Consider the following 23493-nt stretch of genomic DNA (forward strand, 5'->3'; position numbering starts at 1 on the left):
CTTCGGCAGCTCCTACAAGGTTCAGTGGCTGGCGATGAGGCGGGACGAGCCTTCGGACGGCTCGGCATACACCGGCCCCAACCGATCAAGACGGCCACTCCAGGCCGTCAGTGCCAGCGCCACCAGCACCACCAGGCCACCAATCCACGCGGTATGGATCAGCCCCATGTGAGCGACGATCAACCCGCCGCCCCACGCACCACCGGCAATGCCGAGGTTGAACGCGGCGATGTTCAGGCCGGACGCTACGTCCACCGCATGCGGCGTGTGATGTTCAGCCTGGCGCACCACATAAACCTGCAAACCCGGCACGTTGCCGAATGCGACCGCGCCCCAGACCAGCACAGTGGCCAAGGCCAGCCATGGATTGCCAGCGGTGAAGGTCAGTACGAACAGCACAGCGGCGAGCAGGGCGAAGATGATTTTCAGTGCGCTGATCGGGCCGCGTTTGTCCGCCAGTTTGCCGCCCCAGAGGTTACCGACGGCCACCGAGATGCCGTAGACCAGGAGCACCAGGCTGACCGTGCCGGCGCTGAAACCGGAGATATCCTGAAGAATCGGAGCGAGGAATGTGAAGGCGATGAACGAGCCGCCGTAACCCACCGCCGTCATCGCATATACCAGTAACAGACGCGGTTGCTTGAGCACCTGCAGTTGCTGCAACAGCGACGCCGGTTTGCTGTGGGCGATGTTTTTCGGCACGTAGAGCAGGCTGCCAATGAACGCGATCACACCCAATGCCGACACGGCGAGGAAGGTTTCACGCCAGCCGAAATGTTGACCGATAAACGTCCCTAGCGGCACGCCGGTGACGAGCGCCACGGTCAATCCGGTAAACATGATCGCAATCGCGCTGGCGGCTTTTTCCTTCGGCACCAGGCTGGTGGCGATGGTCGAGCCAATCGAGAAAAACACCCCGTGGGCCAGGCCGGTGACGATCCGCGCAATGATCAGCGACTCGTAGCTCGGCGCTTGCCAGGCCAGCAAGTTGCCGAGGGTGAACAACACCATCAGCGACAACAGGAGCAATTTGCGCGGGACTTTACCGGTGAGGGCAGTCAACACCGGCGCACCAACGGCAACGCCCAATGCATAAAGGCTGACCAGCAGCCCGGCGGAAGGCAGGCTGACGCCGAGGTCAGCGCCGATGGTGGGTAACAAGCCAACGATGACGAACTCGGTCGTCCCGATGGCGAAGGCGCTGAGGGTCAGCGCGAGCAAGGCGATGGGCATGGCTGCAACTCCGGTGGATTGATTTCAGGAGCGCAGTGTCGGAGATTGAGTTGTGCGGAAAAATACAGGGATGAGCATTTGATATTTGCGTGGAGGTCAAATATCAACAGCGTGACACGGTTCAGTGTGGGAGCGAGCCTGCTCGCGAAAGCGGTGGTCCAGATACATCAATGTGGGATATGCCGCCGCTTTCGCGAGCAGGCTCGCTCCCACAGTGAGATATGCTGAGTCTGTTATCTCGCCATTTCCCGATCAGTTCCATACAGACCCTTCCCAAGGAGCTTCCCGTTTTGTTCAAGTTCAAAACTGCGATACTACTGGGGTTGTTGCTGATACTGGGCAGCAATGTACTGCAAGCGGCGACATTGCCGGGTTTGCCGGCCACTACCGCAGCAACGCCACCGGCACACCCTGAACCGCTGGTACAAGGCGGATTGCTGGGGGCCATCAGCTCAAGCATTGATGAGATTCAGGGAAAACTCGATCTTAACGAGGACCTGCTCGACGCCTGGCGTCTGCGTGCAGACCGGGCAGCCGATGAAGTGGATCAACTGGTCAATCATCCATCGGCGCGTTCGAACTGGAGCGTGGCGAGGGACTTCCTGCTGTTGTCCGGCGTGTGGGTGGGCGTTTTCGCGCTGCTTTGGCTACTCGGCGGAATGCTTGCCAAACGTCTGTGCCAGCACCGCTTGCTGCTCAATCGCGAGCGTGGCCAGGCCTTGCTGGGTTATGTATTGCCCTACACGATTCCCGCACTGATCAGCCTGCCGCTGACGCTCTATGTCAGCCATTTCCTGCAAGTATCCGCCGGCCGGGCGCTGGCGTTGTGTTTTGCTTATGCCACCAGCAGCGGCATTTTCGCCGCGTCGCTAATGTTGTCGCTGGTGGTGTTGTTCAACGCCGGCCACAAGCGCCCGGCGGTGCGGATTATTCTTCAGCACAGCCCACAACCCCTGTTTTTGATTGGCTTCCTCGTGGCCCTGAGCGACGCCCTGACCAGCCCGCAGATCGCCCACCAACTGGGCGGCAATCTCACCGGCAGTATCGCGGTATTCACCGGTCTGACGGCGACGATCACCTTCGGCCTTTTGGTGCTTCGTATGCGCCGTCCGGTCGCGCATCTGATCCGCATTCTGCCGTTGGCCCAGCGCCTCAGCCAGCCAGCATTGCGCCAAAGCCTGCGGATTTTTTCCGGGCTCTGGCACTGGCCGATTCTGTTGATGGTGCTGGTGTCGGTGATCAACCTGATCGGCATCGGCGATGACAACCAGAAAGTGCTGCGCTGTGCGCTGTTTACCACGATTCTATTGATTGCGACGGTGGTCCTCAGCACCATGCTTCGCCACCTGTTCAAATCGCGCAATGAGATGGCAGCACGCCGTAGCAGTGCCTACAAAGAGCGCTTTCTCAGCCTTTCGCACGCCCTGCTACGGATCGCCATGGCCATTGTTTTTATCGATGTCCTGGGGCGGATCTGGGGCGTGTCGTTGTTCGAGTTCGCGGTGAGTAATTCGGTCGGCCGGGCGATCAGTGATTCGCTGAGCCGCATCGGCCTGATTTTTCTGGTGACCTGGATGGTCTGGGTCGTGTTGGACACGGCCATTCAGGAAACCCTGAAACCACCCGTTAACAAACGCTCGGCGCACCAACCCAGCACCCGGGTCAAAACGATTCTGCCGCTGCTGCGCAACGCGATAAAAATCATTCTGGTGGTGATCTGCGCAATCACCACCATGGCCAATCTGGGCATCAACGTTGCGCCTTTTCTGGCCGGTGCCGGTGTCGTGGGGCTGGCGATCGGTTTCGGCTCCCAGCAATTGGTGCAGGACGTGATCACCGGGTTGTTCATCATCATTGAAGACACCTTGTCGATTGGCGATTGGGTGGTCCTCGATTCCGGCCACGCCGGCACGGTCGAAGGCCTGACCATCCGCACCTTGCGCCTGCGTGACGGCAAGGGCTTTGTGCACTCGGTGCCGTTCGGCCAGATCAAGGCGGTCACCAATCAATCGCGGCAATTCGCCTATGCGTTCTTCTCGGTGCAGGTCACCTATGACACTGACGTGGACAAGGCCATCGAACTGATCCGCGAGGCCGGTCGTTCCATCACTGATGACCCGTTCCTCAAGTACAACTTGCAAGGGCCGCTGGATGTCTTCGGTGTCGATAAGATGGACCTCAACGGCGTGGTGCTGACGGCGCAATTCCGCACTGTATCGGGCGGGCAATACGCGGTGAGCCGGGCGTTTAACCAACGGTTGAAAAAGCTTGTGGATAACAGCCCGTGGGTGCATTTCGCGCAGACTTATCCACAGCAGGTTTTGTTAGCCAGGCGGCATGCGGATGAGCCGAAAGAAGAGGCTCCGGTGCCGGAGCATTCGTCGGTGTTGTTGCCGGATCAGCCTAGAACCCAATAATTTGTAGGGGGGCTGATGGCCTCTTCGCGGGCAAGCCCGCTCCCACAGTGATCTTTGGTGTTCATTAGTTTTGTATTCACAGATAAACCTGTGGGAGCGGGCTTGCCCGCGAAGGGGCCCGCCCAGACACCATCAATGCCGGATCAGCTTGTTATGCAACTCGGCAGTGGATTGCTGATCCAGCTCCAGCCAGAAAACCTGCTTGCCAGCAATCTCGGCCGCCGCCGGCAACCCATCGCGATACACCAGCCGATTGCTGGCCAAGGCCGGCACTTTTGCGCCCGGTAAAAGCGTGCCGGCGAGGTTCAGCGGATCAACCCCGCACACCGCAATCAGACTCCCGTCCTGTGGACGTCGCCGTACTTCCCGCAGTAATGGAATCGCTTCCGGCAGCGCGAACTGTTCACCGGCCAGGCCACTGACAAACCGTCCGCCGCGAATCTCGCCCCGAGCCTCGAGCCGATGAAACGTGCGCAACAATTCACGCCAACTGGGCAACCAGTCCGCCTCACGTTCCAGCAAGCGCCAGAACACCACGCCGTAGCGCCGCAGCAACGTCAGGGCGATGTGTTCCAGGGTCTCGCTCGGTGTGGGTGCCGGGCGTTTGTTATCCACCCTCGGCGCGGCGGGTCCACGTCGTAACAAAGCCCAGCGCCCGGCATCGTCCATCCCGCCGATAAACGCTCCACGTCCGCGTCGGCTGCTGCGATTCTGTCGTTTACTGGCGGGCGTAATCAGCGCCCGCAGACCGGCAAAACTGTCGGCGTTCACCAGTCCGGCGCCGACCAGTTCCTGCAAAGCAATTTCCAGCTCCGAGCGCAGCAGATGCGCCTCATGAATCAACTCATCGAAAAACAGCGCGCCGTGTTGGCTGAGCGCCTCAAAGACTTTTTGCGTTTTGGGCGACAGTTCGCTGGCTGGCGTCTGCTCGGTCAAACCGCTCCACAACCCGACCTGGCTGCGCGGCAACAACAGAATCGGCGTGCTGCGCAGGGCCGTGCTGGTGCTTTTGTTACGCGCACTCAGGCGGGTCCAGACCAGTTTGCCGCTGCGGCACAGATCGTCCAGCCAACCCGGCGAATAACCCTTGAGCCGTGCCGGCAAGAGGTCGCTGTCCCAGGCGGATGCGGCAGCGGGGTAGCCTTCGAACTGGCCGATGATCGCGGGCAACACCGCGCTGCCCTGGCCTTGCGTCGCAGTGGAGAGGTGCTGCCAGTCGAACAGAAAACGCATGAAATCCTGCAACGCGACCGGCTCGATTTCCCGGCGCAGACGCTTGACCGTGTAGCGATGAATCCGCGCCAGCAAATGCCGCTCGCACCATTCTTCCTCTACCGCCCGCGGCGTAAATTGGCCCCGCAGCACATAGCCTTCGCGTTCCAGTTGCGCTAACACTTGAGTGACGTGTGTCGCCGATAAACCCAGGGGTTCGGCAATCGCTTTCAGCGGCAATGGACCAAACGCACTGAGCCGCGCGCGGATCACTTCCAGCAGCGCATCGTCCGGCTCCCACTGGTCATCGAAGCCCGGCAGCGCTTCCAGCAGTGGCAGCAAAATCGCCTGTGGATAAATCACCCGCAAGCAGGTCAACCGCTCCAGAGGGAACCAAAGCGACTGCCCGGCATTGACCTGCAAACGGCTGGCGCGGCCGTTGTCGGCCAAAGCGTTCAGCCAGCCGAGCCAATCCGGGTTGGCCTGGGCCTCGGTGTCGGCAATGCACGCGAGGCTCATCAGCGCCTCATGCATTTCATCGACGCCAGTCGGCGCTGGCCAGGCTTCATCGCGCACCGCTTGAATCGCCTCGGCGTCCAGTGCGCCGAGGTCATCGGTGGATTGCGGATCGCTCCAGCGCCGGTTGAGCACCGCCTGGGTGCGGCGCTCTTCCAGCGGCGCGTCGTCGAGAAAGGTGTAAGGCCGTGCGCTGAGAATTTCTGCGGCCAGCGGCGAGGGCGCCGGCAAGTCGCGGCTGATCAGCCGCACATCGCCGCTCTCCATGCGCCGCAACAACGCCAGCCAACCCTCACTGTCCATCGCCTCATGCAGGCAATCGTCGAGGGTTTGTTCCACCAGCGGATGCTCGGGGATTTCGCGCTCGCCGGCGAGGTTTTCCACGCAGGCGAGCTGATCGGGAAACACGCTGGCGATCAGGTCTTCGCTTTTCATCCGCTGGATTTGCGGCGGCACTTTGCGCCCGCCTGCATACCGCGGCAACGCCAGCGCGACACTGGCATTCCAGCGCCAGCGCACGCCGAACAGCGGCGCTTCGAGCACTGCTTGAGTCAGTAAGTGTTTGGCAGTGTTGCTGTGCACGTAGCGCCAGACGTCATCAAGATCAAAGCTGTGGCTGGTGGACAGCGACAGCACGATTGCGTCCTCGCTGGCGGCGGCCTGCAGCTCGAAATTGAAGGTGCGGCAGAAGCGTTTGCGCAGGGCCAGGCCCCAGGCGCGGTTGATGCGGCTGCCGAACGGCGTGTGGATGATCAATTGCGTGCCGCCGGACTCGTCGAAAAAGCGTTCCATCAGCAGCGTGTCCTGCGACGGCAGGGCACCGAGGGTCAGGCGTGCGCGGGCGAGGTATTCCACCAGTTGTTCGGCACTGGCGAGGTTCAGGCCGAGGGTGTCGGTCAGCCAGTCGAGGGCGGGTTGCAAGTTACCGGGCGTGGCGCCGAGCAGCTCATCGAGTTGCGCTTGCAGGCGCGCTACGGCCAATGACAGTTCAGCGCTGCGGCCTGGCGCTTCACCGAGCCAGAACGGAATGGTCGGCGGCTGGCCTTGAGCGTCTTCGACCCGGACTTTGCCGGTTTCGACCCGCAAAATCCGGTAGGACGTATTGCCCAACTGGAAGACGTCCCCGGCGATGCTTTCCACCGCAAAGTCTTCGTTGACGCTGCCGATGTTCAGCCCTTGAGGCTCCAGCAACACGCTGTAGTCGGCGTTGTCCGGAATCGTCCCTCCGCTGGTCACGGCGGTCAGTTTGGCGCCTCGGCGACCGCGCAATGTGCGTGTCACGGCGTCGCGGTGCAGGTAAGCACTGCGGATGCCTTGGCGACCGTTGTAACCCTCGGCCAGCATGCGCAGCAGCGCCTGATAATGGTCTTCGTCGAGCTCGGTATAGGGCGAGGCTCTGCGGAGCATCTCCAGCAGTGCCTGCTCCTGCCATTCCTGGCAGCTGACCTCGGCGATGATTTGCTGGGCCAGCACGTCCAGCGGAGCCACAGGAATCAGCAAGGTGTCGAGTTCACCCCGGCGCACGCAATCGAGGAGCGCGGTGCATTCGATCAAGTCGTCGCGGGTGGTGGCGAACAATCGGCCTTTGGGCGTGCCGCCGACCTGGTGCCCGGAGCGGCCGACCCGTTGCAGAAAACCGGCAATCGAGCGCGGCGAAGCGATCTGGCAGACCAGATCGACGTCGCCAATGTCGATGCCCAGTTCCAGTGACGCGGTGGCGATCAGCACCTGCAGCTCGCCGCGTTTGAGCCGTTGTTCGGCGTCGAGGCGAAATTCCTTGGCCAGGCTGCCGTGATGGGCTGCCACGGCGTCCTTGCCAAGGCGTTCGCTTAAATGCCGGCTCAAGCGTTCGGCCAATCGTCGGGTGTTGACGAAAACCAGCGTGGTCCGGTGCTCGCGGGCGAGGGCGGCGAGGCGGTCGTAGACCAGCTCCCAGACATCGTTGGCCATTACGGCCGACAACGGCACTGGCGGCACTTCGATGTCCAGATCTCGCGGGCGGGCGTGACCGATGTCGATGATTTCACAAGGGCGGTCGCGGCCCACCAGAAAGCGCGACACCGCTTCGATGGGTTTTTGCGTGGCAGACAGACCGATGCGCATCAACGGTTGCGCGCACAACGCCTGCAACCGTTCGAGGCTTAGCGCCAGATGGCTGCCGCGTTTGCTGGCGGCGATGGCATGGATTTCGTCGACGATCACCGTGCGCGTGGTGCCAAGCATTTGCCGGCCGGAGTCGGAGCCGAGCAACACGTAAAGTGATTCCGGGGTCGTCACCAGAATGTGCGGCGCGTTCTTGCGCATCGCCGAGCGGTCTTTTTGCGGTGTATCGCCGGTGCGCACGGCGGTGTTGATTTGCAATTCCGGCCGGCCCATCCCCCGCAATTGCTCGGTAATCCCGGCCAGCGGGTTTTGCAGGTTGATTTGAATGTCGTTGGACAGGGCTTTAAGCGGTGAGACGTAGACCACCAGGGTTTCGTCGGGTAAATGACCGCCGTTGGTCAATCCCTGGTGTACCAGGTCGTCGATGACGGCGAGAAACGCGGTGAGGGTTTTGCCGGAGCCGGTGGGCGCGGCGATCAGGGTCGAGCGGCGCTGGCGAATCAACGGCCACGCCCGGGCCTGGGCGGCGGTCACCGTCGGGAAGGTGTTGCTGAACCAGGCACTGACAGCGGGGTGGAAGCCTGCCAGGGCCGCGTCCGTGGGGATGGGCAGATTCATGGGGTAATTTATGCGGGCAGGGTGGGGAAGATGCAAGTACCGCTCAAGACCTCCATTGCTTATAGGGCGTCTTCGCGGGCAAGCCCGCTCCCACAGTGTTCTCTGTTGTTCAAAAATCTAGCATTCACAGAAGATCCCTGTGGGAGCGGGCTTGCCCGCGAAGAGGCCAGTAGCAGTGCCACAAATCCGGCGGATCTATACTTTACGGATGACGGTTGCGCACTAAACCCGCAAAATGCAACGATTCCGGCAATTATCAACGGCATCGCCTGCGGGCAGTGTCGATACAGCCATCGTTCCAATCAGACTGGGCCTGCTGACTCTATGCGAATGCGCCTTATGTTACTGGGCGGCGGAAATGCCCTTGGGCAGGCGCTGATTCGCCTCGGTGCGGAGGAAGACATCGGTTTCCTCGCCCCCCGCCCACCGCAAGACGGCTGGGATGCCGCGAGCCTGACGCAACTGCTCGACGACACGCGCCCGGACGCGCTGATCAACCTCGCCTACTACTTCGACTGGTTCCAGGCGGAGACGGTCAGCGAACAACGTCTGGCCGGACAAGAGCGTGCGATCGAGCGTCTGGCCGAACTGTGCCAGCATCACAACATCGTTCTGCTGCAACCCTCGAGTTATCGAGTGTTCGACGGCTCTCGGGCCACTGCCTACAGCGAAAAAGACGAACCCGTGCCGCTCGGCCTGCGCGGTCAGGCATTGTGGCGGATCGAACAGAGCGTGCGCGCTACCTGTCCGCAGCATGTGTTGCTGCGTTTCGGCTGGCTGCTCGATGACAGCCCCGACGGCACCCTCGGGCGTTTCCTCGGTCGGGCCGAACAGCCTGAAGAGCTGCTGATGGCCGACGACCGTCGGGGCAATCCGACGCCGGTGGACGACGCGGCGCGGGTGATCATTTCGGTGCTCAAGCAGCTCGATTGTGCGGCGCCGCTATGGGGCACCTACCATTACGCCGGGCATGAGGCGACCACGCCGCTGGCTCTGGGACAGGCTATTCTCACCGAAGCCCGCAGCCTGCATCCACTGGCTATCGAAGCGCCGACCGCCCAGGCGCATGCCGCGCGCCCGGACGCCGCCGAGGAGCCGCAGCACGCGGTACTGGCCTGCAAGAAAATTTTGCACACGTTCGGCATCAAACCCCGCGCCTGGCGCGCGGCACTCCCAGGCTTATTGGATAGGTTTTATCGCCATGGTTGACGGTCCAGTTTTAATCACCGGCGGTGCCGGTTTCATCGGCTCGCACTTGACCGATGCCTTGCTTGCCAAGGGCCATTCGGTGCGCATTCTCGATGACCTTTCCACCGGCAAACGCAGCAACCTGCCGCTGGACAATCCCCGGGTCGAACTGATCGTGGGCGACGTCGCCGATGCCGCTCTGGTGGCTCGGGCTGTGATCGGTTGCGGCGCCGTTGCGCATTTGGCGGCAGTGGCTTCGGTGCAGGCTTCGGTGGACGATCCAGTGAAGACTCACCAGAGCAACTTCATCGGCTCGTTGAATGTCTGCGAGGCTATGCGTCAGGCTGGCGTCAAACGCGTGTTGTTTGCGTCCAGCGCGGCGGTCTACGGTAACAATGGCGAAGGCGAGTCGATCGACGAAGACACGCCCAAGGCGCCGTTGACGCCGTATGCTTCAGACAAGCTGGCCAGTGAGCACTACTTCGATTTCTACCGTCGCCAGCACGCGCTGGAACCAGTGATTTTCCGCTTCTTCAACATCTTCGGCCCGCGTCAGGATCCGTCCTCGCCGTACTCCGGGGTGATCAGTATTTTCAGCGAGCGTGCACAGAAAGGCCTGCCGATCACGGTCTTTGGCGATGGCGAGCAGACGCGCGACTTCGTGTACGTCGAGGACCTGGTCGATCTGCTGGTGCAAGGCATCGAGGAACCGCAGGTCGACGTCGGTGCGGTCAACGTCGGCTGGAACCAGGCCACCAGCCTCAAGCAGATGCTTGAAGCGCTGAAAGTGGTGGTCGGTGCATTACCGCCCGTGAGCTACGGGCCGGCGCGCTCCGGTGACATTCGTCATTCACGAGCCAACAATCAGCGATTGCTGGAGCGTTTTACGTCTCCGGCGCAGACACCCATGAGTGTCGGGCTGGCGCGGTTGTTGGGGCTCTGAATCAAAAAAAGGCACCTGTAGGAGCGAGCTTGCTCGCGATGGACGTTAACGATAACGCGTGTTGTCTGAACAAACGCGCAGTTCGTGAGTCCATCGCGAGCAAGCTCGCTCCTACAGGGGTGCCTTTAAGATGTTTTTTAGAATTTATAACCCAATCCGACCATGTAGATGAACGGGTCCACATTCACATCGACCTTGGCACGAGTGCCTGGCGCTACCGCATTATTTTCCACGGTCGCGGTGGTATCGATGTCGATGTAACGCACTTGGGCATTGAGCATGATGTTGTCGGTGATCATGTAATCGGCACCGACTTGAAATGCCATACCCCAGGAGTTATCGGCCTTGAAGTTGCTGAAGCCGTTGGACTGGGCCTCGCTGCTGAGCTGTTCGTCGTAGATCCAGGTGTAGTTGATACCGGCGCCGACATACGGCTGGAACACCGATTTATGGTCGAGCGGGTAGTACACAACGCTGAGGGTTGGCGGCAGGTGTTTCAGGGTGCCGAGTTTGCCGTTGGCCGCGCTCAGGGACGTGTCTTTGAGCTTCACGTCATGCTCGAACGGCGTGGCGGCGAGCAGCTCGATTCCCCAGTTGTTGGTGACCATGTAAGCGAAGTTCAAGCCCAATTGCGTATCGCTGTTCATGGTGGCTTTGCCACCCAGGTTGGCGCCCGCCAACGGTCCTTGGTCGACCTTGACGCTGGAGCTGTCGGCTTTCGGGTTGACGGTGATTGCACCGGCCCGAACGATGATGTCGCCGGCGTCGTGGGCGTGTGCGAGCGGGGCTGCGAGCGCTAGGGCGAACAGCGAAGCGCTGAGCAATGACTTGTGCATGAGGGCTCCAAAGGACGTTAAAAATGTTTGATGTCCAATGGTACGGAGCCGTCTGATACGGCCTTTTGACTCAGCTCAATGAAAGGGTGATAGCCTCAAAAGATCGCAGCCTTCGGCAGCTCCTACAGGATCGGGTTCGCACGCGGTCAATGTAGGAGCTGCCGAAGGCTGCGATCTTTTGGCTATGCTGATGCTAAGCAAACCTGCCGGATTCACTCCGGCAATTCATACACATAAATCTTCTGCGCCTCCATCTGATACCCGGCATCCGCCAACTCGCTGGTCGACGCCTTGACCTGCAACGCTCCCTCGACCCAGTACGGCTGATACAGCTCATCCAGTTTCACGCCGACTTTGCTTTTCACATGCACAATCTGGTTGGACGGCGGTGGCGGTACATGGATGCAGGCACCAAAGTACGGCACCAGCAGAAAGTCGGTGGTGCGGCCCTCTTCACTGACTTCCAGCGGCACGATGTAGCCCGGCAAGCGAATGTGCTGACCGTCGAGGGCTTTCACCACCGGCGCATTCGGCAGCTCTTGCCTGGCCGCTGGCGCCGACTCTGCAGACAGCGCGCTGCTCATCTGCGACAGGTCGTGCAGCGGCGTCATGTTCGGTACTTCTGCCGGTGCGTCCGGCGGGATCATTTCCGGCCAGGTCAGGTCTTTCGGCTGGGCCGCCCATAAGGGCAGGGCGACCAGCATCAACAGCGCAAGCAGAGCGCGGGGCATCATTAGCGTCCTCATAGTCGGATCGACAGGCCATCGGCCAAGGATTGGCGATAGGCGCGCCAGGCCGGCACGCTGCCCATCAACAGCGCGGCGATCAGGATGCCACCGAGCAGGGTCCATTCATATTCACTTGGCCACGCCAGCGGCAAGTACAAACCGTAATTGGCCTGCACGTAACCCTGCGCCGCTGCGATGCACAGGTAGAGCAACCCCACACCGGCAATTACGCCTGACAAAGCGAGGGCAAACGCCTCCAGCACCAGCAGTGTCGCAATGTGCCACGGCCGGGCGCCTACCGAACGCAGAATCGCCATCTCGCGGCGTCGTTCGTTGAGGCTGGTGAGAATCGCCGTGAGCATGCCGATCAACCCGGTCAGCACCACGAACAGCGACACCACAAACAACGCTTTTTCCGCCGTGCTCATTAAACTCCACAGTTCTTGCAGCGCCACGCCCGGCAGGATCGCCAGCATGGGTTCACCACGGAATTCGTTGATCTCGCGCTGCACCGCGAAGGTCGAAATCTTGTTGTTGAGGCCAAGCATGAACGCGGTGATCGCTTGCGGCGTCAGGTCCATGTTGCGCGCCTGATCGGCACTGATCCGACCCTCGCCCCGGGCCGGCACGCCGTTGTGCCAGTCGATGTGAATCGCTTCCATGCCGCCGAGGCTGATGTGCAGCGTGCGGTCTACCGGGGTGCCGGTACGCTTGAGAATGCCAACCACGGTGAACGGTTTGTCGTCGTGCTTGACCAGGCTAATCGCCGCGACACCGTGGGCCAGCACCAATTTATCGCCGAGCTTGTAGTGCAACGCGTCCGCCACTTCGGCACCGAGCACCACTTCGAACGGGTCAGTGGCGAAGGCACGGCCGTCGGCCAGTTCCAGGTGTTGCTGATGTCCGTACTGATAGTGCTCGAAGTACGCCCCGGTGGTGCCCATCACTCGATAACCGCGATGGGAGTCGCCGAGCGACATCGGGATCGCCCACTTCACTTTCGGGTTGTTGGCGAAGTGTTCGAAGCTGTCCCAGCGAATGTTGTTGGTCGCGTTGCCGATGCGAAACACCGAGTACAGCAACAGGTTGACCGAGCCGGAGCGTGCGCCAACGATCAGGTCGGTGCCGCTGATGGTACTGGCGAAACTGGCTTTGGCTTCGGTGCGCACCCGCTCAACGGCCAGCAGCAGACAGACCGACAGGGCGATGGCGAACGCGGTAAGGATCGCGGTGAAGCGGCGGTTAGCCAGGCTGGCCAGGGCTAGACGAAACAAATACATCTCAAACCTCGGACGGGGTGGCGGCGCGATTGAGTTCGGCCAGCGACAGGTTGCGATCGAACAGTGGCGCGAGGCTCTGGTCATGGCTGACAAACAATAGGCTCGATCCGGCTTCACGGCATTCGGCGAACAGCAAGCGAATGAAGTTCTCGCGGGCGTCGTAATCCAGGGCCGAGGTCGGTTCGTCGGCGATCACCAGTTCAGGCTGACCGATCAACGCGCGAGCAGCGGCCACCCGTTGCTGCTGACCGATGGACAGCGAGTCGGCGCGACGGCTGAGGATGCTTTCATCTTTCAAACCCAGGTGCGCGAGCAGGGTCGCCGCCGCCTGATCGACGCTGCCGTGGCGCTGGATCGCCCGCTCGGCGCGCAGTTTGGAGAAGTGGCAGGGCAACTCGACGTTCTCGCGCACCGAAAGAAACGGCAGCAAGTTGAACTGCTGGAAGATATAGCCGGTGTGGTCGACGCGGAAGCGGTCGCGGGCGCCGGCACCGAGTTCGGTCAGTTCCTGGCCGAGCAGGCGAATGCTTCCACGATCGGGTTTTTGCACGCCACCGAGCAGGCCGAGCAGGGTGGTCTTGCCGCTGCCGCTGGGGCCTTTGAGGAACAGGGTTTCACCCGGTTCCAGGCGAAACGCCGGGATATCCAGCAGCGGCGGATGACCGGGCCAGCTGAAGCCAAGGTCGGACAGTTCGATGAGTGCTTGGGTCATGTGAAACCGGTCAGGTTGGTGATTGACCCTGTAGGAGCGAGCTTGCTCGCGATGGTGTGTCAGTCGACATCAATTTGGCTGATACACCATCGCGAGCAAGCTCGCTCCTACAGGGGGATCTATGGTGGATTCAGAATTTCAGGGCGGCAGCCTTGGCCGTCACCTCAACACCTTGCTGGCCGCTCGGGCTGATCAGTTGTACCTGAATCTTCTGGGTTGCCGGGAAGGTATTGAAAATCGTCGCCAGATCCAGGGTTTTCAGTGCGCCGGGTGCCGAGCAGCTGAACTGGTAATGCGCGTGAATCTCGCTGTGGTCATGGTGATGTTCGTCCTTGGCATCTTCGTCATGGTCATCATCGGCGTCGGGCTTGTCACCGAACAGCGGGCTTGCCAGTTCCTGTGAGGCGACCACACAACCGGCGACTTTCGGCAGATTGAACAGGGTCAGCGGCTTTTCCAGCTGGGCGCGGACGGCGGCCACTTTGGCTTTGTCGGCGTCAGTGGTGGCGACGTGTTCGAAACCTACGAGATTCATTGCCGGGCTGTCCAGTTCCAGCGCCAGGGTCTGGCCGTCCAGTGCTGCGTTCAAGCGACCGACGCCATGTTCGTGGACGCCGAGGCTGCCGTGCTCATGATCATGTTCATCGGCGGCGTGGGCGATGGCCAGCGGCAACAGGGCGAACGGCAGGGCGAGAAGCAGACGGCGCATGGCAAGTCTCCGAAAGTAAAATGAAGAAATTGTTATGTAATCTTATAACGAAAGCGCGAGGAGTTTGACCGTCTGCTTGGCGTTGCGCAAGTCGCATGGGAGCATGTCCGTCAGAAATGTGCAGGAGCGAACTTATGTTGCGTATACGCGGAACCATCGGCGACTGGCCGGTGGATTTGACGCTGGAGATGGATGACGGTGACTGGGCACGGCTCGGCGCGCAGTTGCAAGTGGTCAAGCCCGAAGCCAGTGCGGCGCCGGCGAAACCGGTGAATCAGGATGATGCGCAGTGGCAGATCGCAAAGGATTTGCTGCGCAAGGCCGGACAATTGAGCGGGCCGGATTTACTGGATCAACTGGAAGGTTTGACCGGCAGCGCGGCGTCGGGCAAACGCCTGTTGGTGCGCCTGCGCCATAGCGCTGATGTGAAGGTATCGAGCGGCGGGGATACGCCGATCTATCGCTGGCTGTAGGAGCGAGCTTGCTCGCGAAAGGCGTTAGGGCGCCGCGGTCATGCAGGTAGCCCTCGTCATCGTTGACGCCCATCGCGAGCAAGCTCGCTCCTACAAGGTGGCGATTAGTACAGCGCAGCGAACAACTTGCGACGGTACGTGGTCACCAGCGGGTGATCGTTGCCCAGCAACTCGAACACCTGCAGCAAGGTCTTGTGCGGCAAGCCTTCGCTGTAGCTACGATTGCGGATGAACAGCTTGAGCAACGCATCCAGCGCGGCATCGTATTGCTGGCGGGCCAACTGCTGAATCGCCAGTTGATACACGGCCTCATCGTCCTGCGGATTTTTTGCCAGACGCGCTTTCAGGTCCGCTGCATCCGGCAGGTCCTTGGCCTGGCCGAGGAACTGAATTTGCGCCTTGGCGCCGGCGAGTGCCGCTTTGTGTTCATCACTTTTTACAGCGTCGAGCACGGTTTGCGCCTCACCCAGTTCGCCACGCTCAGTCAGGCAACGGGCGTAGAGGATTAATGCCTTGGCGTTGGTGTTGTCTTCGCCCAGCAGCACTTTGAGCACCGCTTCGGCGTCGGCAAAACGACTGTCGTCGAACAGCGCCTGGGCCTGCTCAAACGGGTCGGCCGCCGCTGGTGGCGGCATTTGTACGTGAGGCTCAAGCAGCGCGCGCACGGCCGATTCCGGTTGCGCACCGGCAAATCCATCGACGGGCTGGCCGTCTTTGAACAGCACCACGGTCGGCAGGCTGCGAATACCAAAACGGGCGACGATGTCTTGTTCAAGATCGCAGTTGACCTTGGCCAGCAGCAACTCGCCCTGATAGCTCTCGGCAATGGTCTGCAGCATCGGCATCAGCACTTTGCACGGCGCACACCATTCGGCCCAGAAGTCCACCAGCACCGGTTTGTGGAAAGAGTTCTCGATCACCGACTGGTCGAAATCGGCAGTCGTGGCGTCGAAGATGTACGGCGTTTCCTGACTCATGGGGGATCTCTTGGAAGCGTGAATACGCCCACTATAAGGTCTGGCGCAAAAGATCGCAGCCTTCGGCAGCTCCTACCGGGTCGGGTTTACGCGCGGAGGACGTGGCGCATGTGAAACGGACGCACAAAGGATGGGTAAAAAAACGCGGTCACTGTAGGAGCTGCCGCAGGCTGCGATCTTTTGGCGGCTTCAAACGCGCCGCGCATGGTAGAGGCTCACATGCCGAAACTCTTCAGGCTCGGCCAGATCCGGCAGGGTCATCGCTTCCAGCATCTCGATGCGTTGATACAACGGATGGCGGAAATCCCTCACCCGTGAATCTGCCACCAATGCCTCTTGGCCACGGCTCAAGAATTCATCGAGCAACGGCAGATTGGCCCGGTCATAGAGCACATCGGCCACCAAAATCAGGTCAAACCGATCCGCTTCGGCAAAGAAATCCGTCGAATAGCTGAGGTCTACGCCATTGAGTTGTGCATTTGCCCGACAGGCGGCAATCGCCAGCGGGTCCAGGTCGCAGGCCACCACTTCCAGGGCCCCGGCCTTCACCGCCGCAATCCCCGCGACCCCGGAACCGGCGCCGAAATCCAGCACTCGTTTGCCTTTGACCCACTCGGGAAATGCCGCCAGATAACGGGCAACCGCCAAACCGCTGGCCCAGCAGAAACTCCAGTACGGCGGTTCATGCAGAATCCGCCGGGTTTCCTCGGGACTGAACGCACGGTCCATATTGTCGCCGTCGATCAGCCACAGCTTCAGGTCCGTATCCGGCAAGGCGACAGGGACAAGCTGCGCATCGCCGAGCAGTTCACTTAACGCCTGTTGCAGGTCGAGCGGTGCCGTCATGGTGCTTTGACGAATTGCAGTTGGCCCAGCGCCTGCGTGGTTGGCTGGGTGATGGCCCGAGACGGCAGATGCAAGATCAACTGACCGGACTGGCTGGCGCGACCACGCAATTCAACGCGGCTGCCGACCGGGAACGAATCCGGGTTGAAGCGCAGATGGAACGGCAGAATTTGATTGGTGCCGATCAGGCTGGAACTGGCCAGCAATTGTTGCGGGCGACCCTTTTCGTCGATCACCAGCAACGCCAGTTCGACTTCGGCCCCGCTCGGCACGCCTTGCAAGGTACCGCTCAATTCACGCTGATAGGCGGGCAGTGGACCGAGGTCGGCTGCCTCCTTGGCTTTCTTCTGTGCCTGTTGCGACGCGGGGCCTGGCGTTGGCGGCTGGGGCTTGGGCGCATTGCTGCCACAGGCCACCAGCAGGCTGAAAACACTGAGCAAAACGAGCGGTCTTAGGGACATTTGCGGCTCCAGCGAGGTGAAATCCATGATCAGGCTTAATATAGCCCGTCTGTATACCGCAAACCCTATGGCTTGTCTTGCCACCGGGATGCGCTACCATGGCCCTCCCTTTTTTTGTTGCCTGCCACCATGCACTGTCCCTTCTGCGGTGCCAACGACACCAAGGTCATTGACTCGCGTCTGGTCGCCGAGGGCGAACAGGTGCGCCGCCGGCGTGAATGCCTGGCCTGCGGCGAGCGTTTTACGACGTTCGAGACTGCTGAACTGGTGTTGCCGCGCCTGATCAAAACCGACGGCAGCCGTCAGCCGTTCGACGAAGAAAAACTCCGCGCCGGCATGCAGCGTGCGCTGGAGAAGCGCCCGGTGAGTGTCGAGCGCCTCGAATCGTCGCTGGTGCACATCAAACACAAGCTGCGCGCCACCGGCGAGCGTGAGGTCAAATCCCTCGTGGTCGGTGAACTGGTGATGGCCGAGCTGCAAAAGCTCGACGAAGTCGCCTATATCCGCTTCGCTTCGGTGTATCGCCGCTTCCAGGACCTCAATGAGTTCCGCGAAGAAATCGATCGCCTGGCCCGTGAACCGGTGAAAGAATGACCACGTCCCCAGAACAAGCCATCCTCGACGCCCATTACATGGCCCGCGCCCTGGAACTGGCGCGCAAAGGACATTACACGACGCACCCCAACCCTCGGGTGGGCTGCGTGATCGTGCGTGACGGGCAGATTGTCGGCGAAGGCTGGCATGTGCGTACCGGCGAACCCCACGCCGAAGTCCATGCCCTGCGCGCCGCTGGCGACAAGGCCCGGGGCGCCACCGCTTACGTCACCCTCGAACCTTGCAGTCACCACGGCCGCACGCCGCCCTGCGCCGATGCGCTGGTGAATGCCGGCGTGGCGCGCGTGGTTGCCGCCATGCAGGACCCGAATCCTTCGGTTGCCGGTCGTGGCATGCAGCGTCTGGCCCAGGCCGGCATCGCCATTGAAAGCGGCGTGCTGGAAGGCGAGGCGCGAAAGCTGAACGAAGGCTTCCTCAAACGCATGGAACACGGCTTGCCGTTCGTGCGGGTCAAGCTGGCCATGAGCCTTGACGGTCGCACGGCGATGGAAAGCGGTGAGAGTCAATGGATAACCGGCCCGGCCGCGCGCTCGGCGGTACAACGCCTGCGCGCTCAGGCCAGTGTGGTGCTGACGGGCGCCGACACGGTGTTGGCAGACAATGCCCGGCTGACCGTGCGCGCCGATGAACTTGGCCTGGATGCCGAGCAAGCGGCGTTGGCCATGAGCCGTCCGCCGCTGCGCGTGCTGATCGATGGCCGCTTGCGAGTGCCATTGGATGCGCCGTTCTTCAAGGCAGGCCCGGCGTTGGTTGCCACTTGCATGGCGATCGAAGAGCAATACGCCAACGGCCCGGAATGCCTGATCGTGGCCGGCGATGATGGCTTGGTTGACCTGCGCAAGTTGCTGGTCGAACTGGCCAATCGCGGGGTCAACGAAGTGTTGGTCGAGGCCGGTCCGCGACTGGCGGGAGCGTTTGCCCAGCAAGGTCTGGTGGATGAGTTCCAGATTTTCATCGCCGGCAAGTTCCTCGGTTCTACGGCACGGCCGCTGCTGGACTGGCCGCTCGCGCAAATGAAGGATGCGCCCGAGCTCAACATCATCGAAATTCGCGCGGTTGGCGATGATTGGCGAGTCATCGCCATTCCTGTGCCATCAGCGAGCGTATAATTCCTGGCCGCAGCCTAGCGACGGCTTTGTTCTCGAGGAGGACTCCATGTTTACCGGCATCATCGAATCCATCGGCAGTATTCGTGCATTGACCCCCAAGGGCGGAGATGTGCGGGTACACGTAGAAACCGGCAAGCTCGATTTGAGCGACGTCAAGCTGGGCGACAGCATCGCGGTCAACGGCGTCTGCCTGACGGCGGTTGAACTGCCAGGCAACGGCTTTGCGGCGGACGTCAGTCGCGAAACACTCGACTGCACCGCGATGAATGACCTGAAAAGCGGCAGCCCGGTCAACCTGGAAAAAGCCCTGACCCCGACCACTCGCCTCGGCGGGCACCTGGTTAGCGGTCACGTCGACGGCGTGGGCGAAGTGATTGCCCGCACCGAGAACGCGCGCGCCGTGGAATTCCGCATCCGTGCCCCGAAAGAACTGGCCAAGTACATCGCCCATAAAGGCTCGATCACCGTCGACGGCACCAGCCTGACCGTGAACGCCGTCGATGGCGCCGAATTCCTGTTGACCATCATTCCGCACACCCTGAGCGAAACCATCATGGCGTCGTACCAGCCAGGTCGCCGGGTGAATCTGGAAGTCGATTTGCTGGCCCGTTATCTGGAGCGCCTGTTGCTGGGCGACAAGGCGGCTGAGTCCACGGCCGGCAGCACCATTACCGAAAGCTTTCTGGCCGCCAACGGCTACCTCAAATCCTGACCCAAGGGGGTGCCTTGTGGCGCTCAATAGCATCGAAGAACTAGTTGAAGACATCCGCCAAGGCAAGATGGTCATCCTCATGGATGACGAAGACCGCGAGAACGAAGGCGACCTGATCATGGCCGCCGAGTGCTGCCAGCCTGAACACATCAACTTCATGGCCAAGCACGCCCGTGGCCTGATCTGCATGCCGATGAGCCGTGAGCGCTGCGAACTGCTGAAGCTGCCATTGATGGCGCCACGCAACGGTTCCGGTTTCGGCACCAAGTTCACCGTGTCCATCGAAGCCGCCACCGGCGTGACCACCGGCATCTCTGCCGCCGACCGTGCGCGCACCGTGCAGGCGGCTGCCGCAAAAGACGCCAAGGCTGAAGACATCGTCAGCCCCGGCCACATCTTCCCGCTGATGGCACAGGCTGGCGGCACCCTGGCGCGGGCCGGCCACACCGAAGCGGCGTGCGACCTGGCGCGCATGGCCGGTTTCGAGCCAAGTGGCGTGATCTGCGAAGTGATGAACGACGACGGCACCATGTCCCGTCGCGCGGAGCTTGAGACGTTTGCGGCCGAACACAACATCAAGATCGGCACCATCGCCGACCTGATTCACTACCGGATGATCCACGAACGTACCGTTCAGCGGATTGCCGAGCAGCCACTGGACAGCGAACTGGGCCAATTCAACCTGGTGACCTATCGTGATTCCGTGGAAGGCGACGTGCACATGGCCCTGACCCTGGGCACCGTGTGCGCCGAAGAACCGACCCTGGTTCGGGTGCATAACATGGACCCGCTGCGTGACCTGCTGATGGTCAAGCAGCCTGGCCGCTGGAGCCTGCGGGCCGCCATGGCCGCGGTTGCCGAGGCCGGCAGCGGTGTGGTGCTGTTGCTCGGTCACCCGCTCGATGGCGACGTGTTGCTGGCGCACATTCGTGAAACCGCCGACCAGGCCGTCGTGAAAAAACCGACCACCTACAGCATCGTCGGTGCCGGTTCGCAGATCCTTCGGGACCTGGGCGTGCGCAAAATGCGTTTGATGAGTGCGCCAATGAAATTTAATGCGATATCCGGTTTCGATCTGGAAGTTGTAGAATACGTGCCCTCCGAATAATGACTGGTTGTTCCCGGCATTGTTGACTGAGATCCATTGTGGTGAGGGGATTTATCCCCGTTGGGCTGCGCAGCGGCCCCTTTTTTGGGACTGCTGCGCAGTCCAACGGGGATAAATCCCCTCGCCACAGGGGTGTAAGTGAACGGCAATGCGGTATATCCGGTCCTTGATTCGCGGCTAACAAATCACTGAGGGACGCGTAGAAAATGCGTCCCGGCTCTTTAAGAGATCTAACGAATGACCCTGAAGACCATCGAAGGTACCTTCATCGCCCCTAAAGGCCGCTACGCTTTGGTAGTAGGCCGTTTCAACAGCTTCGTCGTTGAAAGCCTGGTCAGCGGTGCAGTTGATGCCCTGGTTCGCCATGGCGTGAGCGAAAGCGACATCACCATCATCCGTGCGCCTGGCGCCTTCGAAATCCCGCTGGTTGCGCAAAAAGTCGCTCAGAAGGGCGAGTACGCGGCAATCATCGCGTTGGGCGCAGTCATTCGTGGCGGTACTCCGCACTTCGAATACGTGGCTGGCGAATGCACCAAGGGCCTGGCCCAGGTGTCCATGGAGTTTGGCGTACCGGTCGCTTTCGGCGTCCTGACCGTTGATTCCATCGAGCAAGCCATCGAACGTTCCGGCACCAAGGCCGGTAACAAAGGTGCTGAAGCTGCCCTGTCCGCTCTGGAAATGGTCAGCCTGCTGGCGCAGTTGGAGGCCAAGTGATTAGCGACGAAAGTGATCGTTTCAACCCGCGCGATCCGAAACCTGCGGACGCTGGCAAGCCATCCAAGAGCGTCAAGCGTCGCGAAGCCCGTCAGCTCGCGACTCAGGCGCTGTACCAATGGCACATGGCCAAAACTTCGCTGAACGAAATCGAAGCGCAGTTCCGGGTCGATAACGATTTCAGTGATGTCGATGCCGCCTACTTCCACGACATCCTGCACGGTGTACCGGCGCACAAGACCGAGATCGATTCTGCGCTCGCTCCGTGCCTGGACATCACCATTGATGAGCTCGATCCGGTTGAACTGGCCGTTCTGCGCCTGTCCACCTGGGAGCTGATCAAGCGTGTCGATGTGCCGTACCGCGTTGTGATCAACGAAGGGATCGAACTGGCCAAGGTCTACGGTTCCACCGACGGCCACAAGTTCGTCAACGGCGTACTCGACAAGCTGGCCTCGCGTCTGCGTGAAGCTGAAGTGAAGGCGTTCAAGCGCTAACCAGCGCTTGAATTTGCAATGGGCGAGTTTGAGCTGATCCGCAATTTCTTCGCCGCCGCGCCTTGTGCGCAAGGCGGTGAGGGCGTTGCCCTGGGGATCGGCGACGACTGCGCCTTGCTGGCTGTTCCCCCCGGGGAACAGTTGGCAATTTCCACCGACACCCTCGTTGCCGGTGTGCATTTCGCAGATCCCTGCGACCCGTTTCTGCTCGGTCAGCGTTCGCTGGCCGTGGCCGTCAGCGATTTGGCTGCCATGGGCGCCACCCCCGTTGCCTTTACCCTTGCCTTGACCTTGCCGACGGTGACCGCCGATTGGCTGGATGCCTACGCCCGTGGTTTGAATGTCATGGCGCAGAGTTGTGGCGTGGCACTGGTTGGGGGCGACACCACCCGCGGGCCGTTGAGCCTGACAATGACGGTGTTTGGGCGCGTGCCGGCCGGCCAGGCGTTGACGCGAAGTGGTGCACAACCGGGCGATTTACTGTGTGTCGGTGGCGAGCTGGGCAATGCCGCCGGAGCCTTGCCGCTGGTGCTGGGTCAACGGACCGCTGATCAAGCCATCGGCGATCCGCTGCTGCGCCATTACTGGTCGCCACAACCGCAACTGGCCCTCGGTCAGGCGTTGCGCGGCAAGGCCACTGCAGCCCTTGATATCTCCGATGGGTTACTGGCGGACTGCGGGCATATTGCGCTCGCATCGAAGGTCGGCGTTCAGGTTGAGCGGAGTAAGCTGCCACTGTCGCAGGCGTTAGTGGCGTTCCTCGGTCAGTCAGGCGCCGAAGACGCCGCCCTGAGTGGTGGCGATGATTACGTGCTGGCCTTCACCTTGCCGCCCGTCGAATTGCCCCGGTTGCTGGCGGGTGGCTGGCCGATCCATGTGGTCGGTCGTGTGGTGACGGGGCAGGGTGTTGTGCTAATGGATGCCGATGGACAAGACATCACCCCGCAAACCCGGGGCTACCAACATTTTCGGGAGACACCGTGACAGATCATCCCAAACAGGTGCCGGCGGAATTCGTACCGCCGTCGGTCTGGCGCAATCCATGGCATTTCCTGGCGTTCGGCTTCGGCTCGGGCACCTTGCCAAAAGCCCCCGGCACCTGGGGGTCGCTGGTTGCGCTACCTTTTATTCCGTTGTGGCAGATGTTGCCCGACTGGGGCTATTGGCTGATGCTCGGCATCACCATGCTGTTCGGTTTCTGGTTATGCGGCAAAGTCGCCGACGATTTGCGGGTGCACGATCACGAAGGCATCGTCTGGGATGAAATGGTCGGGATGTGGATCACCCTGTGGCTGGTGCCGGAGGGATGGTACTGGTTGCTGGCGGGGTTCCTGATGTTCCGCTTCTTCGACATTCTCAAGCCGTGGCCGATTCGCTGGATCGACCGGCATGTGCATGGCGGCGTCGGGATCATGCTCGATGACGTATTGGCCGGGGTGTTTGCGTGGTTGGCGATGCAAGGGCTGGTCAGGCTCTTCGCCTGAGG

General features: G+C 61.2%; 22 protein-coding genes. 12 read left to right on the top strand and 10 right to left on the bottom strand.

Annotated features, from left to right (window positions below):
- Positions 1-21: 21 nt before the first annotated feature.
- On the bottom strand, positions 22-1233 hold the full coding sequence (locus JFU37_RS15575; protein WP_201116065.1) for an MFS transporter: 1212 nt from the start codon (positions 1231-1233) through the stop codon (positions 22-24).
- 290 nt (positions 1234-1523) lie between these two features.
- Here JFU37_RS15575 and JFU37_RS15580 point away from each other — a divergent pair, with 290 nt between their 5' ends.
- On the top strand, positions 1524-3650 hold the full coding sequence (locus JFU37_RS15580) for a mechanosensitive ion channel family protein (protein ID WP_201116066.1): 2127 nt from the start codon (positions 1524-1526) through the stop codon (positions 3648-3650).
- A gap of 132 nt (positions 3651-3782) precedes the next feature.
- On the opposite strand, the gene JFU37_RS15585 is transcribed toward JFU37_RS15580, so the two are convergent.
- The gene (locus JFU37_RS15585; protein ID WP_201116067.1) at positions 3783-8099 is read right to left on the bottom strand and encodes a DEAD/DEAH box helicase; all 4317 of its coding nucleotides are present in this window, start codon (positions 8097-8099) and stop codon (positions 3783-3785) included.
- A 324-nt stretch (positions 8100-8423) separates the two neighbouring features.
- Between JFU37_RS15585 and JFU37_RS15590 the strand changes: the two genes are divergently transcribed.
- Both JFU37_RS15590 and JFU37_RS15595 read left to right on the top strand, forming a co-directional pair.
- The gene (locus tag JFU37_RS15590; RefSeq protein ID WP_010467310.1) at positions 8424-9308 is read left to right on the top strand and encodes a sugar nucleotide-binding protein; all 885 of its coding nucleotides are present in this window, start codon (positions 8424-8426) and stop codon (positions 9306-9308) included.
- On the top strand, positions 9301-10230 hold the full coding sequence (locus JFU37_RS15595) for an NAD-dependent epimerase/dehydratase family protein (RefSeq protein WP_201116068.1): 930 nt from the start codon (positions 9301-9303) through the stop codon (positions 10228-10230). The genes JFU37_RS15590 and JFU37_RS15595 overlap by 8 nt, the downstream gene beginning before the upstream one ends.
- Positions 10231-10367: 137 nt before the next feature.
- On the opposite strand, the gene JFU37_RS15600 is transcribed toward JFU37_RS15595, so the two are convergent.
- From JFU37_RS15600 to JFU37_RS15620, 5 genes are all read right to left on the bottom strand, one after another.
- Positions 10368-11066, bottom strand: coding sequence for an OmpW/AlkL family protein (locus JFU37_RS15600; protein ID WP_201116069.1), 699 nt, complete (start codon positions 11064-11066; stop codon positions 10368-10370).
- A gap of 212 nt (positions 11067-11278) precedes the next feature.
- Positions 11279-11797, bottom strand: coding sequence for a DUF3299 domain-containing protein (locus JFU37_RS15605; protein WP_201116070.1), 519 nt, complete (start codon positions 11795-11797; stop codon positions 11279-11281).
- Positions 11798-11808: 11 nt separating this feature from the next.
- Positions 11809-13074: an ABC transporter permease gene (locus tag JFU37_RS15610; RefSeq protein WP_201116071.1), complete on the bottom strand. Its 1266-nt coding sequence runs from the start codon at positions 13072-13074 to the stop codon at positions 11809-11811.
- A 1-nt stretch (position 13075) separates the two neighbouring features.
- Positions 13076-13786 (bottom strand): ABC transporter ATP-binding protein, encoded by a 711-nt coding sequence (locus tag JFU37_RS15615; RefSeq protein ID WP_201116072.1) that lies wholly within the window; start codon positions 13784-13786, stop codon positions 13076-13078.
- Between the two features lie 130 nt (positions 13787-13916).
- Positions 13917-14495 carry a DUF2796 domain-containing protein gene (locus JFU37_RS15620; RefSeq protein WP_201116073.1) on the bottom strand — a complete coding sequence of 193 codons (579 nt, stop codon included), beginning with the start codon at positions 14493-14495 and terminating at the stop codon, positions 13917-13919.
- A gap of 134 nt (positions 14496-14629) precedes the next feature.
- Here JFU37_RS15620 and JFU37_RS15625 point away from each other — a divergent pair, with 134 nt between their 5' ends.
- Positions 14630-14968, top strand: coding sequence for a hypothetical protein (locus JFU37_RS15625; protein ID WP_201116074.1), 339 nt, complete (start codon positions 14630-14632; stop codon positions 14966-14968).
- A 104-nt stretch (positions 14969-15072) separates the two neighbouring features.
- Here JFU37_RS15625 and trxA read toward each other — a convergent pair whose 3' ends face one another.
- The 3 genes from trxA to JFU37_RS15640 form a co-directional block, all read right to left on the bottom strand.
- Positions 15073-15945, bottom strand: coding sequence for a thioredoxin (trxA, locus tag JFU37_RS15630; RefSeq protein ID WP_201116075.1), 873 nt, complete (start codon positions 15943-15945; stop codon positions 15073-15075).
- Positions 15946-16134: 189 nt separating this feature from the next.
- Positions 16135-16791 carry a class I SAM-dependent methyltransferase gene (locus tag JFU37_RS15635; RefSeq protein WP_201116076.1) on the bottom strand — a complete coding sequence of 219 codons (657 nt, stop codon included), beginning with the start codon at positions 16789-16791 and terminating at the stop codon, positions 16135-16137.
- On the bottom strand, positions 16788-17252 hold the full coding sequence (locus tag JFU37_RS15640) for a hypothetical protein (RefSeq protein ID WP_201116077.1): 465 nt from the start codon (positions 17250-17252) through the stop codon (positions 16788-16790). The genes JFU37_RS15635 and JFU37_RS15640 overlap by 4 nt, the downstream gene beginning before the upstream one ends.
- 129 nt (positions 17253-17381) lie before the next feature.
- On the opposite strand from JFU37_RS15640, the gene nrdR reads away from it, so the two are divergent.
- The 8 genes from nrdR to JFU37_RS15680 all read left to right on the top strand — a co-directional run bounded on the left by nrdR (position 17382) and on the right by JFU37_RS15680 (position 23491).
- Positions 17382-17846, top strand: coding sequence for a transcriptional regulator NrdR (gene nrdR, locus JFU37_RS15645; RefSeq protein ID WP_003228656.1), 465 nt, complete (start codon positions 17382-17384; stop codon positions 17844-17846).
- Entirely contained in the window at positions 17843-18976 is a 1134-nt protein-coding gene (gene ribD / locus JFU37_RS15650; protein ID WP_201116078.1) for a bifunctional diaminohydroxyphosphoribosylaminopyrimidine deaminase/5-amino-6-(5-phosphoribosylamino)uracil reductase RibD, read from the top strand. The genes nrdR and ribD overlap by 4 nt, the downstream gene beginning before the upstream one ends.
- A gap of 46 nt (positions 18977-19022) precedes the next feature.
- Positions 19023-19688 (top strand): riboflavin synthase, encoded by a 666-nt coding sequence (locus JFU37_RS15655; protein ID WP_201116079.1) that lies wholly within the window; start codon positions 19023-19025, stop codon positions 19686-19688.
- Positions 19689-19704: 16 nt separating this feature from the next.
- Positions 19705-20796, top strand: coding sequence for a bifunctional 3,4-dihydroxy-2-butanone-4-phosphate synthase/GTP cyclohydrolase II (gene ribBA, locus JFU37_RS15660; protein ID WP_201116080.1), 1092 nt, complete (start codon positions 19705-19707; stop codon positions 20794-20796).
- Positions 20797-21033: 237 nt separating this feature from the next.
- The gene (ribH, locus tag JFU37_RS15665; protein ID WP_003185938.1) at positions 21034-21510 is read left to right on the top strand and encodes a 6,7-dimethyl-8-ribityllumazine synthase; all 477 of its coding nucleotides are present in this window, start codon (positions 21034-21036) and stop codon (positions 21508-21510) included.
- On the top strand, positions 21507-22007 hold the full coding sequence (nusB, locus tag JFU37_RS15670) for a transcription antitermination factor NusB (RefSeq protein WP_201116081.1): 501 nt from the start codon (positions 21507-21509) through the stop codon (positions 22005-22007). Before ribH ends, nusB begins: the two co-directional genes overlap by 4 nt.
- A gap of 18 nt (positions 22008-22025) precedes the next feature.
- Positions 22026-22991 carry a thiamine-phosphate kinase gene (thiL, locus tag JFU37_RS15675; protein ID WP_201116082.1) on the top strand — a complete coding sequence of 322 codons (966 nt, stop codon included), beginning with the start codon at positions 22026-22028 and terminating at the stop codon, positions 22989-22991.
- Positions 22988-23491 (top strand): phosphatidylglycerophosphatase A, encoded by a 504-nt coding sequence (locus tag JFU37_RS15680; RefSeq protein ID WP_201116083.1) that lies wholly within the window; start codon positions 22988-22990, stop codon positions 23489-23491. The genes thiL and JFU37_RS15680 overlap by 4 nt, the downstream gene beginning before the upstream one ends.
- Positions 23492-23493 lie beyond the last annotated feature (2 nt).

The organism is Pseudomonas sp. TH41 (assembly GCF_016650695.1).
In the GTDB taxonomy this organism is placed as follows: domain Bacteria; phylum Pseudomonadota; class Gammaproteobacteria; order Pseudomonadales; family Pseudomonadaceae; genus Aquipseudomonas.

What these genes read in the sequence shown, in the direction of transcription:
- JFU37_RS15575 (WP_201116065.1), bottom strand. Translation starts at nt 1,233, where the DNA reads ATGCCCATCGCCTTGCTCGCGCTGACCCTCAGCGCCTTCGCCATCGGG.
- JFU37_RS15585 (WP_201116067.1), bottom strand. Translation starts at nt 8,099, where the DNA reads ATGAATCTGCCCATCCCCACGGACGCGGCCCTGGCAGGCTTCCACCCC.
- JFU37_RS15590 (WP_010467310.1), top strand. Translation starts at nt 8,424, where the DNA reads ATGCGAATGCGCCTTATGTTACTGGGCGGCGGAAATGCCCTTGGGCAG.
- JFU37_RS15595 (WP_201116068.1), top strand. Translation starts at nt 9,301, where the DNA reads ATGGTTGACGGTCCAGTTTTAATCACCGGCGGTGCCGGTTTCATCGGC.
- JFU37_RS15600 (WP_201116069.1), bottom strand. Translation starts at nt 11,066, where the DNA reads ATGCACAAGTCATTGCTCAGCGCTTCGCTGTTCGCCCTAGCGCTCGCA.
- JFU37_RS15605 (WP_201116070.1), bottom strand. Translation starts at nt 11,797, where the DNA reads ATGCCCCGCGCTCTGCTTGCGCTGTTGATGCTGGTCGCCCTGCCCTTA.
- JFU37_RS15610 (WP_201116071.1), bottom strand. Translation starts at nt 13,074, where the DNA reads ATGTATTTGTTTCGTCTAGCCCTGGCCAGCCTGGCTAACCGCCGCTTC.
- JFU37_RS15615 (WP_201116072.1), bottom strand. Translation starts at nt 13,786, where the DNA reads ATGACCCAAGCACTCATCGAACTGTCCGACCTTGGCTTCAGCTGGCCC.
- JFU37_RS15620 (WP_201116073.1), bottom strand. Translation starts at nt 14,495, where the DNA reads ATGCGCCGTCTGCTTCTCGCCCTGCCGTTCGCCCTGTTGCCGCTGGCC.
- JFU37_RS15625 (WP_201116074.1), top strand. Translation starts at nt 14,630, where the DNA reads ATGTTGCGTATACGCGGAACCATCGGCGACTGGCCGGTGGATTTGACG.
- trxA (WP_201116075.1), bottom strand. Translation starts at nt 15,945, where the DNA reads ATGAGTCAGGAAACGCCGTACATCTTCGACGCCACGACTGCCGATTTC.
- JFU37_RS15635 (WP_201116076.1), bottom strand. Translation starts at nt 16,791, where the DNA reads ATGACGGCACCGCTCGACCTGCAACAGGCGTTAAGTGAACTGCTCGGC.
- JFU37_RS15640 (WP_201116077.1), bottom strand. Translation starts at nt 17,252, where the DNA reads ATGTCCCTAAGACCGCTCGTTTTGCTCAGTGTTTTCAGCCTGCTGGTG.
- nrdR (WP_003228656.1), top strand. Translation starts at nt 17,382, where the DNA reads ATGCACTGTCCCTTCTGCGGTGCCAACGACACCAAGGTCATTGACTCG.
- ribD (WP_201116078.1), top strand. Translation starts at nt 17,843, where the DNA reads ATGACCACGTCCCCAGAACAAGCCATCCTCGACGCCCATTACATGGCC.
- JFU37_RS15655 (WP_201116079.1), top strand. Translation starts at nt 19,023, where the DNA reads ATGTTTACCGGCATCATCGAATCCATCGGCAGTATTCGTGCATTGACC.
- ribH (WP_003185938.1), top strand. Translation starts at nt 21,034, where the DNA reads ATGACCCTGAAGACCATCGAAGGTACCTTCATCGCCCCTAAAGGCCGC.
- thiL (WP_201116082.1), top strand. Translation starts at nt 22,026, where the DNA reads ATGGGCGAGTTTGAGCTGATCCGCAATTTCTTCGCCGCCGCGCCTTGT.